Annotated in this window: 9 protein-coding genes; 2 read left to right on the top strand and 7 right to left on the bottom strand. The window is 44.8% G+C overall.

Features of this window, described 5'->3' with window-relative positions:
* From A3763_RS14640 to A3763_RS14635, 3 genes are all read right to left on the bottom strand, one after another.
* On the bottom strand, nt 1-1,936 hold a 1,936-nt coding region (locus A3763_RS14640), incomplete at its 3' end, for a hypothetical protein (RefSeq protein WP_068760176.1).
* An 87-nt stretch (nt 1,937-2,023) separates the two neighbouring features.
* Complete coding sequence (locus tag A3763_RS27635) at nt 2,024-2,173, bottom strand: hypothetical protein (protein WP_156495103.1); 150 nt, start codon at nt 2,171-2,173, stop codon at nt 2,024-2,026.
* A gap of 43 nt (nt 2,174-2,216) precedes the next feature.
* The gene (locus A3763_RS14635; protein WP_068511797.1) at nt 2,217-3,062 is read right to left on the bottom strand and encodes a molecular chaperone; all 846 of its coding nucleotides are present in this window, start codon (nt 3,060-3,062) and stop codon (nt 2,217-2,219) included.
* 291 nt (nt 3,063-3,353) lie between these two features.
* Between A3763_RS14635 and A3763_RS14630 the strand changes: the two genes are divergently transcribed.
* Nucleotides 3,354-3,560 (top strand): hypothetical protein, encoded by a 207-nt coding sequence (locus tag A3763_RS14630; RefSeq protein ID WP_068508080.1) that lies wholly within the window; start codon nt 3,354-3,356, stop codon nt 3,558-3,560.
* Between the two features lie 33 nt (nt 3,561-3,593).
* On the opposite strand, the gene A3763_RS14625 is transcribed toward A3763_RS14630, so the two are convergent.
* From A3763_RS14625 to A3763_RS14615, 3 genes are all read right to left on the bottom strand, one after another.
* A complete protein-coding gene (locus A3763_RS14625) occupies nt 3,594-4,523 on the bottom strand; it encodes a class I SAM-dependent methyltransferase (protein ID WP_068511800.1) in 930 nt (309 codons plus the stop codon).
* 101 nt (nt 4,524-4,624) lie between these two features.
* Nucleotides 4,625-8,302: a methyl-accepting chemotaxis protein gene (locus A3763_RS14620; RefSeq protein ID WP_068511804.1), complete on the bottom strand. Its 3,678-nt coding sequence runs from the start codon at nt 8,300-8,302 to the stop codon at nt 4,625-4,627.
* 237 nt (nt 8,303-8,539) lie between these two features.
* Entirely contained in the window at nt 8,540-11,950 is a 3,411-nt protein-coding gene (locus A3763_RS14615) for an Ig-like domain-containing protein (protein ID WP_068511807.1), read from the bottom strand.
* 156 nt (nt 11,951-12,106) lie between these two features.
* Between A3763_RS14615 and A3763_RS14610 the strand changes: the two genes are divergently transcribed.
* Complete coding sequence (locus A3763_RS14610) at nt 12,107-13,114, top strand: metal ABC transporter solute-binding protein, Zn/Mn family (RefSeq protein WP_068508834.1); 1,008 nt, start codon at nt 12,107-12,109, stop codon at nt 13,112-13,114.
* A gap of 11 nt (nt 13,115-13,125) precedes the next feature.
* On the opposite strand, the gene xseA is transcribed toward A3763_RS14610, so the two are convergent.
* Nucleotides 13,126-14,514 carry an exodeoxyribonuclease VII large subunit gene (gene xseA, locus A3763_RS14605; RefSeq protein WP_068511810.1) on the bottom strand — a complete coding sequence of 463 codons (1,389 nt, stop codon included), beginning with the start codon at nt 14,512-14,514 and terminating at the stop codon, nt 13,126-13,128.
* Nucleotides 14,515-14,593 lie beyond the last annotated feature (79 nt).

Here is a 14,593-nt window from a genome sequence, read left to right as displayed (position 1 = left end):
GAAGAGGGCTGTCCTGTTCATCAAACCTACCGTTATTGTTGTGATCCAAATATGTGTGTGCGAGCACGCTGGCACTAGAGGCCACACTTTCAGGACTAAGGTAGAGGCTATTATGAGGTTTGTCGTAGGCAAGGGCAGAGCTAATGCTTAAGCCAATACTTTGATGGTCTTGTGTATCAAATCCGGCAGAAAGAGAAAACGAGTATTTGTCCAGACGCCAGCTGATCATATTGTCGAAGCTGTATGTGTCTTCTTCCGATAGAATGTAGCCTAACGAGGCTTGATAACTTACCCGTTTACTTGCTTGATAGTTGGCACTCGATTGGATGGAGTCCAGAACACCTTTCGGTAATATTTTATAGTTAGCTTCGGTCTTGAGTCTCCAGCTATGCCAGCGCCTGGTTGCGCTTAACGTGGTGATAAGAGAGTCTTCCACGTCATCTATATTATTGTGTGAGTAATTGATTAGATTGGCAATTTGGGTCTGACCAATGCGTGTGCTTAAGCGTTTAGAAAGTTGCCATTGTTCCTGTGCATTAGCATATTGAGCATGTTGAAGCTCCAGGTCGTAGGATATATCTTGTGACCAGATATCTGCCCAAAGACCATTGATTCGTAGTTTGCTATCCAGCTCCAGTTTCCCATCCGGGTTCTTATCACTAATGAAGTCTGTATATTTTTCTAAATCAAAGTTGATATTGGTATTAAGCAAGCGGGTCTTGTATGCAAGTGACCATGCGTGGCCGCTTTGCTGGTCAGAGACATATTTCAATTGTCCAAAACCTCCACCAAGCGAAGCGAAAAAGCCCAAGCTTGTATAGAGATGTTCTATCTCGTTGTCTATGGGGGTAAAGCGGCTGAGGGCACCTTGAATGGTGAGATAGTCGTTAAGCCCTGCGTTAAATTCAGACATAAAAAAAGATGAGGACTCGTCAAGCTCCTCTTCCTCAAGGCTAAGCAGGCGCTGGTTTCTATTTAGAGCATAGAGTTGAAAGTCCCACAAACCTTTGGCCAGCATTTGACCTCCGACCGTGATTTTTTTCTGTTCGCTTCGATATTGTCCCTGGGGCCCATAGATACGAATATCAAAGATGTTCTCTCCTAAATAGGTAGAAATTTTGTCAAAGCGATATTGGCCATTGCTAGATGTGCTTGTGAAGTCAATTAAAGCGCCATTTCGATAAAGCTCAACTTCCCAGCCCGGCGGTGCATCGCCTTCTAGAAGTAGGTCACTGCTTTGTTCTTGGAGTGCATTGCTACCGCGCTTTAAGTGGACACCGCTGCCACTAACGGAGCCGGAAAGCAAAGCACTGGAATGACTGTTTACGTCACCAAACTTATATTGATCGATACCCAGAAATAATCGTTGCTCTGGCCCGCTTGCCGCTTTGCTAAAGGTAAGTCTAAGGTCTTGAGCCCCATCTTGGTTAACGTAACTGGTTTGTAGAGAGTGTTTCAGAATATCCATGACACCCTGAACAGTAGCCGAACTGTATTGGCTGATATCTGCCTCATACCTGCCCGTCAGATCGTTATATTTCTCAAAGCGCTCAGCACTGTGTGAAAACTCAATATCAAACGAAGGGGAACCAAGCCAGTCGTATTCATTGGGAAGGTAGTCGTGAGCCGTTTGAGCTTTAGCTTGTGGCTTTAGCTTGGCTCTTTTCTGGGCTCGCAGCTTTTGTGTCACGATTGGTAGTGGACTTGAGGACGATAGTTTAAGTTCAAGTTGCGATACATCCAGCAGTAAGCTGAGGTCGAACCATCGCTCGATGCTTTTTAAATTAATATATAAATCAAAACCATCAAGTGCATACTGAAAATCTTTTGGCCAGGTTTGGCGTTCGCCTTTGAGAAAAACACTTTTCTGATTGATGTCGAGAGAAAAGTTTCGGTCTTCTGAAATAAACCAGCCATCAAGCGACAGCGAATCCAAATTTAGCGTTAGAGGAAAATCCAGAGAATCTATCAACCCTTGTACGGGAATAAATGTATTCTCGGGTGTTTGATAGACGAAAAGAGATTATTCGAGTAATAGCTGATCGTAACTTAATTGTACGATCAGTATATTATCCTCTGCCAACTCAACAGGTTCTGGAGGGAGCTCTGCAAAAGCATGCTCCCATACAGCTAAGTAAACGAGAAAAATCGAGAGGCCGGCATAGCGTGGCATATTAGGTAAAATCCATCTTACGTTATAAGAGTCTGCCAGGTGTCTAGAATGTTATCGTTTGCTCGATGACATTGCTGCCACCAAACTTTTCGTCCTCAGTAAAGCGTAGAAGATATTCTTTTCCAGTTAATGATGCCGCTTGGCTTAAGCGGACTTTGACTAGTCGTTTTAAAGTTGGAGTATATAAAGCGATACCTCGAATAAAGCCTACGCGGGAGCCAAGTTGCTCACCGTTCTTCTCATATAGTTCCACGTTCCCATAGAGAGAAAAATTTCCTTGGCGATGAAGCGAGAAGTGGAGCTCTTCTACTTGCTCGTTTTGCACGATTGGCTGAATGTCAGAGATGCTTGCCGTGGTCGTAGAAGCGCCTTTTCTAACGATTACGGGGATTGCTAGTTTTAATACTGGCTGAACGGCAAGGTTTAGTTGGATATCTTCATCGTTCTTTGGGGTAGCCGGAGAGTTCGCGTCAGCTTTTTGCGGGATCTGTTTAAGTACCAGGTGAGATAGATATTCCCCTTCTGCCAAACCTTTAGGGCGTCGAGCGGCGACACGAATTGTTTGAGATCCACCGGCAGGAATATCAACTCGGCGAGGGGAGTAACGAATCATATCGCCTGCATAGGGCCCACCTTCTTCTGGGTTTTCTATATCAACGATACTGCCGTCTTCTTTCATATACTTGTGCTCGAAGTATATTTGGTATCGTCCTGCTTTATAATCAGTGTTTAGTAAGTCCAAGCTTGCACTTCTTTCTCTGTCTTGTAACACGATGCGCTGAGGGTTAAGAACAAGTCCGGCAGAGACTTGGAATGAGATGAGTGCGGTAAGTAGAATTAATAATGTATTCTTGAAAAGCCAAAGGCTAGATTTGTTTCGCTGTTTCATGTTGGTTCGTATAACGTTTTCGGTCAGTGTTTGTTAGATGGTTTATTATTGCTGGCGCAATAATAAACCATCTAACAAACAGTTAAATACCGAAAAGCAAAGGTCATAATTGAAGAACTGCAGCAGGCAGAATTACCTTTAGCTTTAATACCTGATGCACGTAAGAAAATAGTCTTAAAGCCAAACGGAAACTTAGCTGCTGCGACCAATGCTGATATTGTCGGCGGTCATGCGGTATCGGGTCACTATAGAATCTCTAGCGATACTGAGCAGTCAATTACGATTGATGTGATGAGTACTGAGGACGATCCTAAGATTGTGCTAAAGAACTTTAAGCTGAAGTATCAGGGCGTCACGTATAAAAAACCTCCCGTTACAGGTTTGCCTTCTCCTGGCAGTGGCGAAGACTTATTTATTGGCTTTACCGTGATATTGAAATCCGGGGCCGGTGAAGGAGAGCGCTTCCTTTCTTACACCATCGATGTAATAGAAGAATAGCTGACTCAGTTTAGGTGATTTGCCCTCTCTATATTATAAGCTCACTGCAATGAGTTTTAAGCCTTTGCTAGGGTCGTTTTCTTTGATCTCTGCACAGCTATCTATGATGGTCATTTCTTTGGTTTCTGGGAAACAGTCGCCCAGTTCATCTTTAAACTGCTGATGTGTAACATGCGGATTGTTGAGACTGACAAGTAAAGTGCCATTCTCGTTCAGGCAATCCTTGCACCAGCCAAGTAGTCGCTTGTAGTCCTGCCAGCCTCGAAAGGCCTTTTTTTGGTAGGGCGGGGGATCGGTAATAATCAAGTCAAAGGGGCCGTAAGAAGAAAATTGTTTGCGTGACTTCAATATATCCCGTTTTACAAAATTCGCTTTACCCTGACTGATTCCGTTGAGATTATGATTACGCTGAGCTGTTCGGAGTGCGCCAGCAGACATATCCATATTAATAACTTTCTTGGCGCCACCTTCTAGGGCAAACAAGGAAAATATGCTGGTATAAGAGAACAGGTTCAACACAGACTTGTCCTGTGCATTTTCTTCAACCCATTGCCAACCTGCACGCATATCCAGGAACACGCCGGTGTTTCGGTTTTTTCCTAGGCTCACATGGCTTTTAAGCTTGTCGCTCAGTTTAGCGGTATGCTCAATCGGGAGTTCACACTCGCTTCGTTGGTAGAGAATAGATGTTTCTAACTCAGGCCAACTGCGTGTTTGTATGATGATCGCTGAAATATACAGATTGTTGTCAAATACTTTTTTGAGACTTGCGGCGATATCATCACTAAGACTTTCTGAAAAGTTTTGCACAAATAAATAGGGCGGGTACCACTCAATATTCAGACTGCTTAGCGCTTCAAAGTATTTACCTCTGCCATGGAAAACGCGAGCCGCTCTATCTTGGTAGCGAGATAGATTGCTAAGTAGTTCTTGTTGAAGAATATCGTTCGTTTGTGCTGACATATAGTGGTTCGTTTTTATCTAGGTTTGAGACTTTGGTGCAAAAAAAGGGGAGTCAAATGACTCCCCTTTCGGTTTAGGCTGCGAATTATGCCACAGACAGACTAGGTTCTGAAGAAACGAACCAATTGTTGCATCTTACTCGCCTGGTCACTCATAGACCTTGACGCAGCGGCAGTTTCTTCAACCAAGGCTGCGTTTTGTTGTGTCATCTCATCCATTTGCGAAATGGCCTGGTTGATCTGTCCAATTCCGTTAGATTGTTCTTTGGCAGCAACATTGACGCTTTCTATACGGCGTGCAACTTGCTCTACGGAGTGGACGATGCCATTTAAGGTTTCACCTGTCTGATTGACTAACATTGAGCCTGACTCGACTTTATTGACACTGTCGCGAATAAGGTCTTTGATCTCTTTCGCGGCACTGGCGGAGCGTTGGGACAAGGTTCGAACTTCACCTGCCACCACTGCAAAACCACGTCCGTGTTCACCTGCCCTTGCGGCTTCCACAGCTGCGTTAAGTGCCAATAAGTTAGTTTGGAAAGCTATCTCATCAATGACGCCGATAATGTCATTAATCTTGTTGCTGGATTCAGAAATTTCTTTCATCGCCTCAACCGCCTGATTAACAACTTGTCCGCCTGACTCGGCTTTCACACGAGCATCGTTAGCTTCGTAGTTTGCATCGTCTGAGTTCTTCTCGCTTTCTTTCACCGTACTGGTAATTTCTTCCATGCTGGCAGCGGTTTCTTCCAGAGAGCTGGCCTGGCTTTCTGTTCGGTTGCTTAGGTCGACGCTGCCTTGTGAGATCTCATTAGCGGACTCATTTACAGAGCTTGATATGCCCATGATTTCACTTAGAACAGAACTCAATTTGCTAAGCGTGGCATTAGCATTGTTAGCGATATTCTCAAAATCACCCTGGTAATTAGTAGAGAGTGCCTGACTCAAATTACCTTCAGCCATTTCTTCAAAGAGCTTGCTCATATCAGAAATGAAGGTGTCGGTATTATCGAGTACGTCATTTAGTCCTGTACTCAATTGCTTGAAGAAGCCTTCCTTACCGGCTATAGCGATTCGCTGAGACAAGTCACCAGCTCTTGCAGCGTTTACGATGTTATCAACTTCTTGCTGAATCATGACCTCATTGGTACGGTCGAACCATTCAACGACTGTTCCGATGCGCTCTTTAGCTTCATTCGCAACGGCATTAACGCGCAACTCCATGTGGCGGCCACCGACTTCGATATGAGCCTGGTGTTCGCCGCTCAAGTTATCAAGCACATTGATTTGATGGTTCGGGTTCTTATGGAATTGGTCAATACTCTGGCCCAATAAGTTATCGGTATCGAAGTTGGGTAGGGCTGATTTAATTGCCGCTTCTGCATTTTTGAGTGTTTTGATGACCGCAGGGTTCATATAGACAATGGTACGATCATAATCGGCGACCATCACATTGGCGCTGACATTCTCCAATGCTTCTTTTAAGCGAGCATTCTCGTTTGCTACGCGTAACTCATTCTCACGTTTTATCAATGCTTCAGTGTTATCCTTCCATTCAACAACTGTACCGACACGGTCACCGGACTCGGTCTTAACCGGGTTGACTGATAGCTCCATATGGCGTCGACCAACTTGAATATTGGCTTTGTGTTGAGCGCTTAGATTCTCTAGTAGCTCTTTCTGATGGCTTGGGTTTTTATGGAAGATATCAATTGATTGCCCAAGTAAATTGTTGGCATCAAACTGTGGAAGTACTTGTTGAATATCTTCTTCCGCGATTTTAAGTGTTTCAAGTACGGCATCATTCATATAGACGATGTTTCGCTCGGCGTCTGCAACCATTACGTTAGCACTTACGTTATCAAGAGCTTGTTTCAGGCGTACATTTTCAGCAGCCTCTTGTCTTTCCTGCGCTTGCTTGGCGAGCATCTCTGTTTCGTCTACCCATTCAACAACAGTACCTAAACGGTTGCCGTTCTCGCTTTCAACAGGGTTGGCAACAATTCTGAAGCTGCGGCCACCGACTTTGGCAGTACTTTCATAGCTTTGCGTTAAGCTGGCTAGTAACTGTCTTTGATGAGCCGGATTCTTGTGGAAAACATCAATATTTACACCCATCAAGTTATCGGCAGAGAACTTAGGTAAGTCTTTGCGAAGGTCTGACTCAGCATCCTTAAACATTTTTTCGACCGCATTATTGAGGTAGATGATGTTAAGGTCATTATCTGCCATCATCAGGTTGGTATTGGCAACTTTCAGGGCGCTAGTCACACGGCTGGTTTCTTCTGCTCGGCGCTCGAATTCGCCAATCAATTCTGTTTGCATGCGATCTAGAGCGCTCATTAGGTCGCTGATTTCATCTTGCTGAGAGCTTTGTTCGATATGAACTCTTTCGCCTTTGGCAACGGCATTGGAAACTTCGACAGCGGTATTGAGGCGAGTAGAAAGAGATTTGGAAAATGCCCAAGCGATATAAGCAACGATAGACAGAATAATGGCAGCAATAATGAATACCGATATGGCAAAGGAGCGAATCATATCCCCTGCAAAAGCATGCGCTTCAGCGTAGTCGACTTCTGATAGCAGTGCGAATCGGCTACCTTCAAACTCTAGAGGACCATAAGCAGAGAGAACTTCTTCGCCTCGGTAGTCTGGAAAGATATCAAAGCCACTTTCGCCCCGTAAGGCTTTCTCTACACCGGGAGTACGGATTTCTTGGAAGCCAATGTTGGTGTTTTTAAGATCAATTTGCTTAAGCGTCTTCTCGTTTACGCCACTCTCTTTAAGCGCGCTTAAGAAGTTCTCTTTGTCTTCAACCAAGAAGCGGCTCTTGCTCTGAGCTTTGAATTCTTGAGAAACCAGGTAAGTTTCGCCTGAATAGCCCATACCAGACTTTTCCCATTGTTCGTTATGGGTCATGATTCGGTTCAGCTCATCGATAGGCATTTGAAAAGCCAAAACGGCGATTTTCTCACCTTGTTTATTTACCACAGGGCTTGCCATAAAGGAGGCAGGAGCTTCATAAGATGGCGTATAAGACTGAAAAGAAGTAAAGGCTATGTGGTCAGGGTCACTTGCGTTGGCAGCTTCTTTATAGACTTTAGCTAAGTCACTATTTTTATAAGGCCCGGTAAGTAAAGAGGTGGCGTAATCGAGCTCTTTGAAAACGGAGTAAATAATCTCGCCTGAGTCAATATCGATCAAAAAGATGTCGTAATATTGGAATTCGTTAAGGTGCTTTCTAAACTCCGGGTGATACTCTTTGTGTACCTCATTGTAATCGGAGCTAAAGTCGAGTGAGTCTAAGGCATCTTTTTGACCTAAGGGGTTAGCGTTGTCTGCAATGAAGTGATATTGCATTAAACGGGCTTTATCGCTAATGCTGTTAAGTAAATTGCCGGGAGATAATGAAGAGCCTGGATTGCTCTCGGCATAGGTGGCACCAAATTGCCCGGTGTAATAATCTTCTAACTTGTCAGATATTTCGTTGCTACTGACGGTTTTAGGAAAATCATCATAGCTAGCGATGAAGCCTTCAGCTGAGTCGACGACACTATGGCTTGCAGAGAAAGCTTTAAGCTCATGTTTGATAGTCTGTAGGTAGCTGTGAATAAAGTCCTTCTGGGATTCTCGCTGTGTGATGAGCGCTTTCCGTGCTTCGTTTTCAATAACGCTTTCGGCAATATTAAATCCAACACCTGCTGTAATCAGAGCGGTTAATAGTACCGAAACAACGGACACTGAAAGTGATCCGAGGAGAACTTTTCGAGAGATGGACATGGTTGTTTCCTATTATTGCTATTTTAGTTCGTCGTTACTGACATTTTTAGTGTGGTGAAGACGCAACTACTTGTCAGCCGCAATCTATTTCAGCATAGGCCATTTAAGAAAAAGTGCTTAATATTTAGGAGGGGAAGTTCGGCACTGTATTGGTGCGAAAACTGCGCTGGATTAGTTGCTGGGCGAGAAACGAACCAGACTCGTGGTGAGTGGTTCGTTTCTTGTCGGGAGGGGCGTTTACTGGAAGCTGAATACAGAACCGCTTATAAAATCTGTATTTGTTGTGTCGTCACTTAATGCATAAAGGATATAAAAAATGCTGCCGCTGACGTCTTCAGATAGGGCGTAGCCAAATGCGTTTGTTTCTCCTCCCGATAAAACTTGATCTCCTGTTAGAAGGGATGTGTCAAAAGGTGATTCAGGTAAATGTATTTGAGGGTCTGGATTGCCAGTCATAACAGCAATTAATGGTAGATCGAAGTCGCGATTTGATAGGTTTCGGACAAGTGTTAGTAAAGTGCTGCCAGATTTTAAGACCTCGTTTTCTGCATCATATAATACTTCTGCTTCTGCGTAGCTTACGATGACATTTCTGAAATCATTTGTACTGTATATTGCTGACGAACTATGAATTTGATTGCTCGAAGCCTCAATTGATATCAGACCAATATTCTCAGAGCTTAGGGTAATTTGAGCGACGCCATTACTGGTATAAGCCGTTTCGATATGTGTGGTGCCATTATCAGTGATACTAAAACTCACTTCAGTGTTATCTGGAATTGCTCCGCTAGCCGAGTTAGGGCTTAAAGTCGCGGACACAATAGAGCTATCAATACCGTTGTTTAGAATAACGTTTGGAGTCAGTGACAGTGATATCGCTTTAGTAGCGTTAGGGTCTTCCGAGATTGTGAGGCTCAGAGTGTTAGAGCTTATAAGTTCTCCTGAGCTGTTTAGTAACTGGGCAGATATATCGCTGGTGCCGGCTGACAGAGCTTTTAGCAAACCGCTTTGATTAGAAAAGTAGTCATTCGATGCCGTCTCGATAGATACAACATCATTGTCACTGATTATCCAGCTTACTTCTTGGGTGAGATCTTTGCTGCTGTTATCGGAGTAGTCTGCAATGGCACTCAGTTGCAGTTCATCGTTAACGTTTATCGCGCTAGCAGGGCTGGTAATAGCAATAGAACTTAGTATTGCGTCCGTCACTGTGAAGGTTGCGCTGGACGATAGGCCTTCAAAGCTGGCGCTGACACGTGTACTACCGGGGGCAACGGTACGAATTAGTCCTGGGCTATCTACATTATTGTCGACAGTAATAAGTTGATTGTCTTCGCTTTGCCAGGTGACGAGGTGGGTGATGTCTTTAGTCGATGCATCGGTATATAAGCCACTTGCTTTGACTTGTTCTGTAAACCCAGCCGGAATACTTGTGTTATCGCTCGTCAGTGATATTGATTGAAGTGTCGCACTTGTTACTGTCACTAAACTAATACCACTGATTCCTTCTAGTTCGGCAGAGATCAGGGCTTCGCCTTCTGCATTAGCGCTGATAACCGGAGCGCTAGGGCTTTCTACGCTTGCAACAGTACTAGAGCTTGTGTTCCAGTTGGCCTCTTTACTGATATCAATTTGTTCTCCATCAGAATAGGAGCCTAAAGCAATGGCTTGTATTTGAAGCCCGTTAGCTAGGCTGATATTTCCTGGCTGAACTTCAATTGCGGTTAATACGGCGTCTTGAATGCTTAGACTAGTCGATATACTAATATCATCCAGGGTGGCGGAAATGTTTACGAATCCCAGTTCTAGTCCATTGACTAAACCTTCAGATAGCGCAGCGTTTGAAATAGAGCCTATTGCCGAGTCGCTCGATGTCCAGGTTACCTGTTCGGTGATGTCCTGAACTGAGCCGTCACTGTATGTTCCTTGAGCACTGAAACTTTGGCTTAGCCCCTTTGGTAGGGAGCTGTTAATAGGAAGAATACTTATATTGCTTAGTACTGCATTGCTTACCGTAACCGTACTGGCAGCATTATGGCCATCTAGCTCAGCACTCAGGCTTGAGCTGCCGATATCCAGTCCGCTAACAAGTGATGAGCCCGCTTCAATTGAGATTATTTCAGGAGAGTCAGCGCTCCAATTGACTTGGCTAGTAACATCTTGGTGGCTTTGATCAGTAAAAATGGCGGTGACGTTTACCTCGCTTTGAGTTCCTTTCGCTAGTGTGATCAATGGCGGGGTCAAAACCAGACTGTCGATTTGAGCCGGGCTGATAACAATGTTTTTTAACCCAGTTGTAGAGCCTTTAATAGCGCTGACTTGCACCTCCCCACTTTGAATGGCGGTAATAAGCTCATTATCGATACTGGCAAGGCTGATATCGCTAGTTTGCCATGTTACTTCAGCGGTAATGTTTTGGGTGCTGCCATCGGAATAGGTGCCAGTCGCTGATAAAGCAGTAGTGAGTCCGGCAATTAGAGTGTCGGGTAAATCAATTGAAATAGAATGCAATGTAGCAGGAGAAACCGTTAGCTCCAGACTTGTGTTGATGTCGCCAATACTTGCTGTGACATTGGTATTGCCAGCGCTGACAGCGACTACCAAGCCATTTTCATCGACTGTGGCGATGTTGTTATTGCTCGATTGCCAAGAAGTCTCAGGACTAAGGTCGCTTGTGGTGTTGTTCGTATAAATTCCGGTTGCCGTGAGAGTGTGAGATGAAGCAATTGCCAGTGTCAACGCGGCGGGTGTTATGCTAAGTGAACTCAATGTGTATGCAGTAGACGTACTTGAAGCGTGCTCACCCTCATAACTGGCTGTAATGGTTGCGTCACCAGGTGCTAGTGCGGTAAGTAAGCCTTCGTTGGAGATATGCAAAATGCTCGGATCAGAGGAACTCCAGTTAGCGGCTGAGGTGATAATACTTGTTGTACTATTTGAGTAGTGCGCGTTTGCTACCAGCTGCTGGATGCTGCCGACTTCGATGTCGGAAGGCAAGGTGGTAATGCTAACACTATAAAGAACGACAACCTCCACGTCTTGTTGATCTAGCAAATCATTGTGTTCGATAGAGATCGTTGCACTGCCAGCGGTGTTTACCGATAACAGGCCTGTGGCACTTATGCTGATAGCAGTGTTATTACTAGAGGCCCAGATAACATCGTTACTGATGTCTTCGCTTGATGAATCGGTGTAGGTTCCGTTAGCACTTAATTGCACACTGTCGCCGACCTCAAGATCGTCGGGAATGATGCTCATCGCAATGCTGCTTAAAGCAATTACGTTTATGCTGAAACTGGCTGATTCTCCAGAAAAAGCCGCTGTAATCGTAGTACTACCAGCATTGATTGCCGTAATCAGGCCACTGTCTGACACTGTCAGGATATTCGTGTCACTAGAGCTCCAGCCAGCGTCGCTACTTAAGTCAAAACTTGAGTCGTCGGTGTATAAACCGGTCACACTGGCTTGAAAGGTTTCGCCAGATATCATTGTTGTTGGTGGTGTTGATAATGAGAGACTCTGAAGTGAAGGCGTATTATTGGTCTGTTTTCCTGAGCTGCTACCGCCGCTGCAAGCGCTAAGTAATAGTGATATTAAAAAATATGTCAGTACTTTAGATGCGCTATTTATTGAAAAAACGTTGAACATTGAATAGTGATCCTCTTAATATGCGCGCAGTTTAGAGATTTTTCTACAGGAAGTATGTTCCATTTTGTCAACAGAAAGTGAAATTCTATAAAACAGCTTCATATAACTGTTTTCCTAACCGGCAAAATTTCAACAGAAACCCTATTGAGGTTAAGTATGCAAAGTAACATTAGGTACAAGTCTAGCAGTCGTAGAGCTTTGCTCTCGATATTTTTGCTATGCCTTTCAATGAATGTAATGGCTGAACGGGAAGAGAGCGGTGCGGGAGCCAGTTTACAGTTAGTAGCGACCTTCAGTGTTTTGGCTGATATGGCTAAGGCGGTGGGAGGAGATCATGTATCCGTATCTACCTTGGTAGACTGGGGGGAAGATGCACATGTTTACCGCCCTTCACCTCAAAATGTTAAGCATTTATCTAAAGCTGACTTGTTGTTAATGAATGGCTTGGGCTTTGAAGGGTGGTTAGCGCGCTTGGTTGCAGCAGCAGATTTTAATGGCCTGACTGTGATAGCGACAGAAAATGTTCGTTTGATCAGAGAGCGAAAGGATTTGCGTCGACATAGTCATGGTCATCATGGCGAAGAAGAGCATAAGCATAGTAGCGCTTCTCTTGATGAAAATGATGATATTTCCAAGATGGTTGGAAGGGTTGACCCGCATGCCTGGCATAGCTTGCAGGCTGCAAAAGTATATATTCGCAATATCACCAATGCCTTAGCGAAGGTTGACCCTCCGCATGCCGGAGAATATGAAACGAATGCACAGGCATATATTGAAGAATTAGACTTGCTTAACCAAGCTTACGAGAAGAAGTTTTTGGCTCTGCCTGCGTCTCAACGACAAATGGTTGTTCCTCACAATGCCTTTGCTTATTTGGCTCGAGATTATGGTTTGAAAATGCGGAGCTTGCAAGGCATCAGTACGGGAGGAGAGGCTTCTGCAGCACAAATTGCACAAGTAGTTCGTCAGGTTCGGAGCTCTGGCGTCAAGGCGATTTTCGAGGAAAATGTCGCTGACAATCGCCTTATCAAAGTTGTGCAAATGGAAACGGGAGTCAATTTTGGAGGTGAACTGATCTCGGGCGCCTTATCTCATGAGCTAGCGCCAAGCTATCTCGATATGATGCAGTACAATCTAGCGAAAATTTATCAAGCCTTGAAGTAAGCTGGGCTGAGTTATAAGTCCAGTTCTGGAACACTTTGGTCGACGGTACAATGGACAATCCCATCTTTTAGTGTGGCACTGATTTTGTCTCCCGCCTTGAAGTCGCTGCACTGGGTTTGAACTTTCTGTTTATCGGACTTTAATATGGCATAGCCGCGCCCTAAGGTTGCAAGAGGGCTTGCCGTGTGCAGTGTCTGGGCTAGAATCGCCAGTCTGTGTTGCTGTTGTTCCAGGTTTGCATGCTGCGCTTGTACTAGTTTGTCGTAAGCGTTGTTTAGTGTTGCTGCGCTTTGTTCAAGCTTCGCTTGAGGGTTATATCTGAGTAAGCGGTGCTGAAGTATATTCAGACTTCCAGATTTATTTTCAATAGTGTTTGATAGTGCCCGTTTAATGCGCTCTTGAAGTTCTTCAAGGCGTAAACCCTTTTCTTGAAGGGCATCGCCAGGATGTCTTAGTCGTTTTTGTAAGGCATCGATGCTTTGGCTGAGTTGTTTGAATCGATTGTTGATCAAAAACTCCAGGCGCCGTTGTTGTTGATCCAGGTTTTGCATTAATTCGTATTGGTCGGGCGTAATGTGTTCTGCGGCTGCTGATGGCGTTGGTGCCCGGTAGTCTGCTACCAGGTCGGCAATCGTAAAGTCTACTTCATGACCAACGGCGCTAATGATAGGTAGTTCGCTGTCAAAAATAGCACGTGCGACGACTTCTTCATTAAAACTCCATAAATCCTCTAGAGACCCGCCTCCTCGCCCAGCAATTAACACATCTGCAAGGTTGTGGCTGTTGCAGTAAGCGATAGCGTCGGCAATTTGTTGTGCTGAGCCTTCCCCTTGAACCTGAACGGGTAGCAAAATGATCTCTAGTGCAGGGAAGCGACGCTGCGTCACTGAAATGATGTCATGAATGACGGCACCGCTTTGAGAGGTTATCACGGCTGCTTTTTTGGGGATTTGTGGTATAGATTTTTTATGCTGCTGGTCAAACAGTCCTTCGCCAGCCAGTTTAAGCTTTAGTGCTTCAAAAGCGGCTTGTAGTTGCCCAATACCCGCCGGTTCCATGCCTTCAACGATAAGTTGGTAATCGCCGCGACCTTCGTACAAGCTCACTTTGGCTCGAACAATTATCTGGTCACCTTCCTTGGGGATAAACTTTAAGCGTTGGTTATAGCCTTTAAACATGGCGCAGCGGATTTGGGCCTTGTCGTCTTTTAGCGTGAAATACCAATGGCCGGAGCGCGGTCTTGAGAGCCCGGTAATCTCTCCGCTTACCCAGGTTTGAGCGTAGCTGACTTCAAGCATTCGTTTAACTTGACGGTTAAGTTCGCTGACACTCAGTGCCTTGGGTTTAGCAGGTGTATGCTCAGGAATACTGGGGTCGGAAGGGAAGTCTGCGTAAGTCATTGCGATGTCATATTTGGGTGATAAGTTGAGGCGAGTTTAAAATGCTTTGGCGGTATTTACAATTATGCTTGTAAGGAGA

Source organism: Oleiphilus sp. HI0128, assembly GCF_001635365.1.
This window is presented reverse-complemented; position numbering and strand designations above follow the sequence as displayed.

Bases quoted from the DNA above. Each gene is read 5' to 3' on its own strand.
- A3763_RS14635 (WP_068511797.1), bottom strand. From the start codon at position 3,062: ATGAAACAGCGAAACAAATCTAGCCTTTGGCTTTTCAAGAATACATTA.
- A3763_RS14620 (WP_068511804.1), bottom strand. From the start codon at position 8,302: ATGTCCATCTCTCGAAAAGTTCTCCTCGGATCACTTTCAGTGTCCGTT.
- xseA (WP_068511810.1), bottom strand. From the start codon at position 14,514: ATGACTTACGCAGACTTCCCTTCCGACCCCAGTATTCCTGAGCATACA.
- A3763_RS27635 (WP_156495103.1), bottom strand. From the start codon at position 2,173: ATGCCACGCTATGCCGGCCTCTCGATTTTTCTCGTTTACTTAGCTGTA.
- A3763_RS14630 (WP_068508080.1), top strand. From the start codon at position 3,354: ATGAGTACTGAGGACGATCCTAAGATTGTGCTAAAGAACTTTAAGCTG.
- A3763_RS14615 (WP_068511807.1), bottom strand. From the start codon at position 11,950: ATGTTCAACGTTTTTTCAATAAATAGCGCATCTAAAGTACTGACATAT.
- A3763_RS14625 (WP_068511800.1), bottom strand. From the start codon at position 4,523: ATGTCAGCACAAACGAACGATATTCTTCAACAAGAACTACTTAGCAAT.
- A3763_RS14610 (WP_068508834.1), top strand. From the start codon at position 12,107: ATGCAAAGTAACATTAGGTACAAGTCTAGCAGTCGTAGAGCTTTGCTC.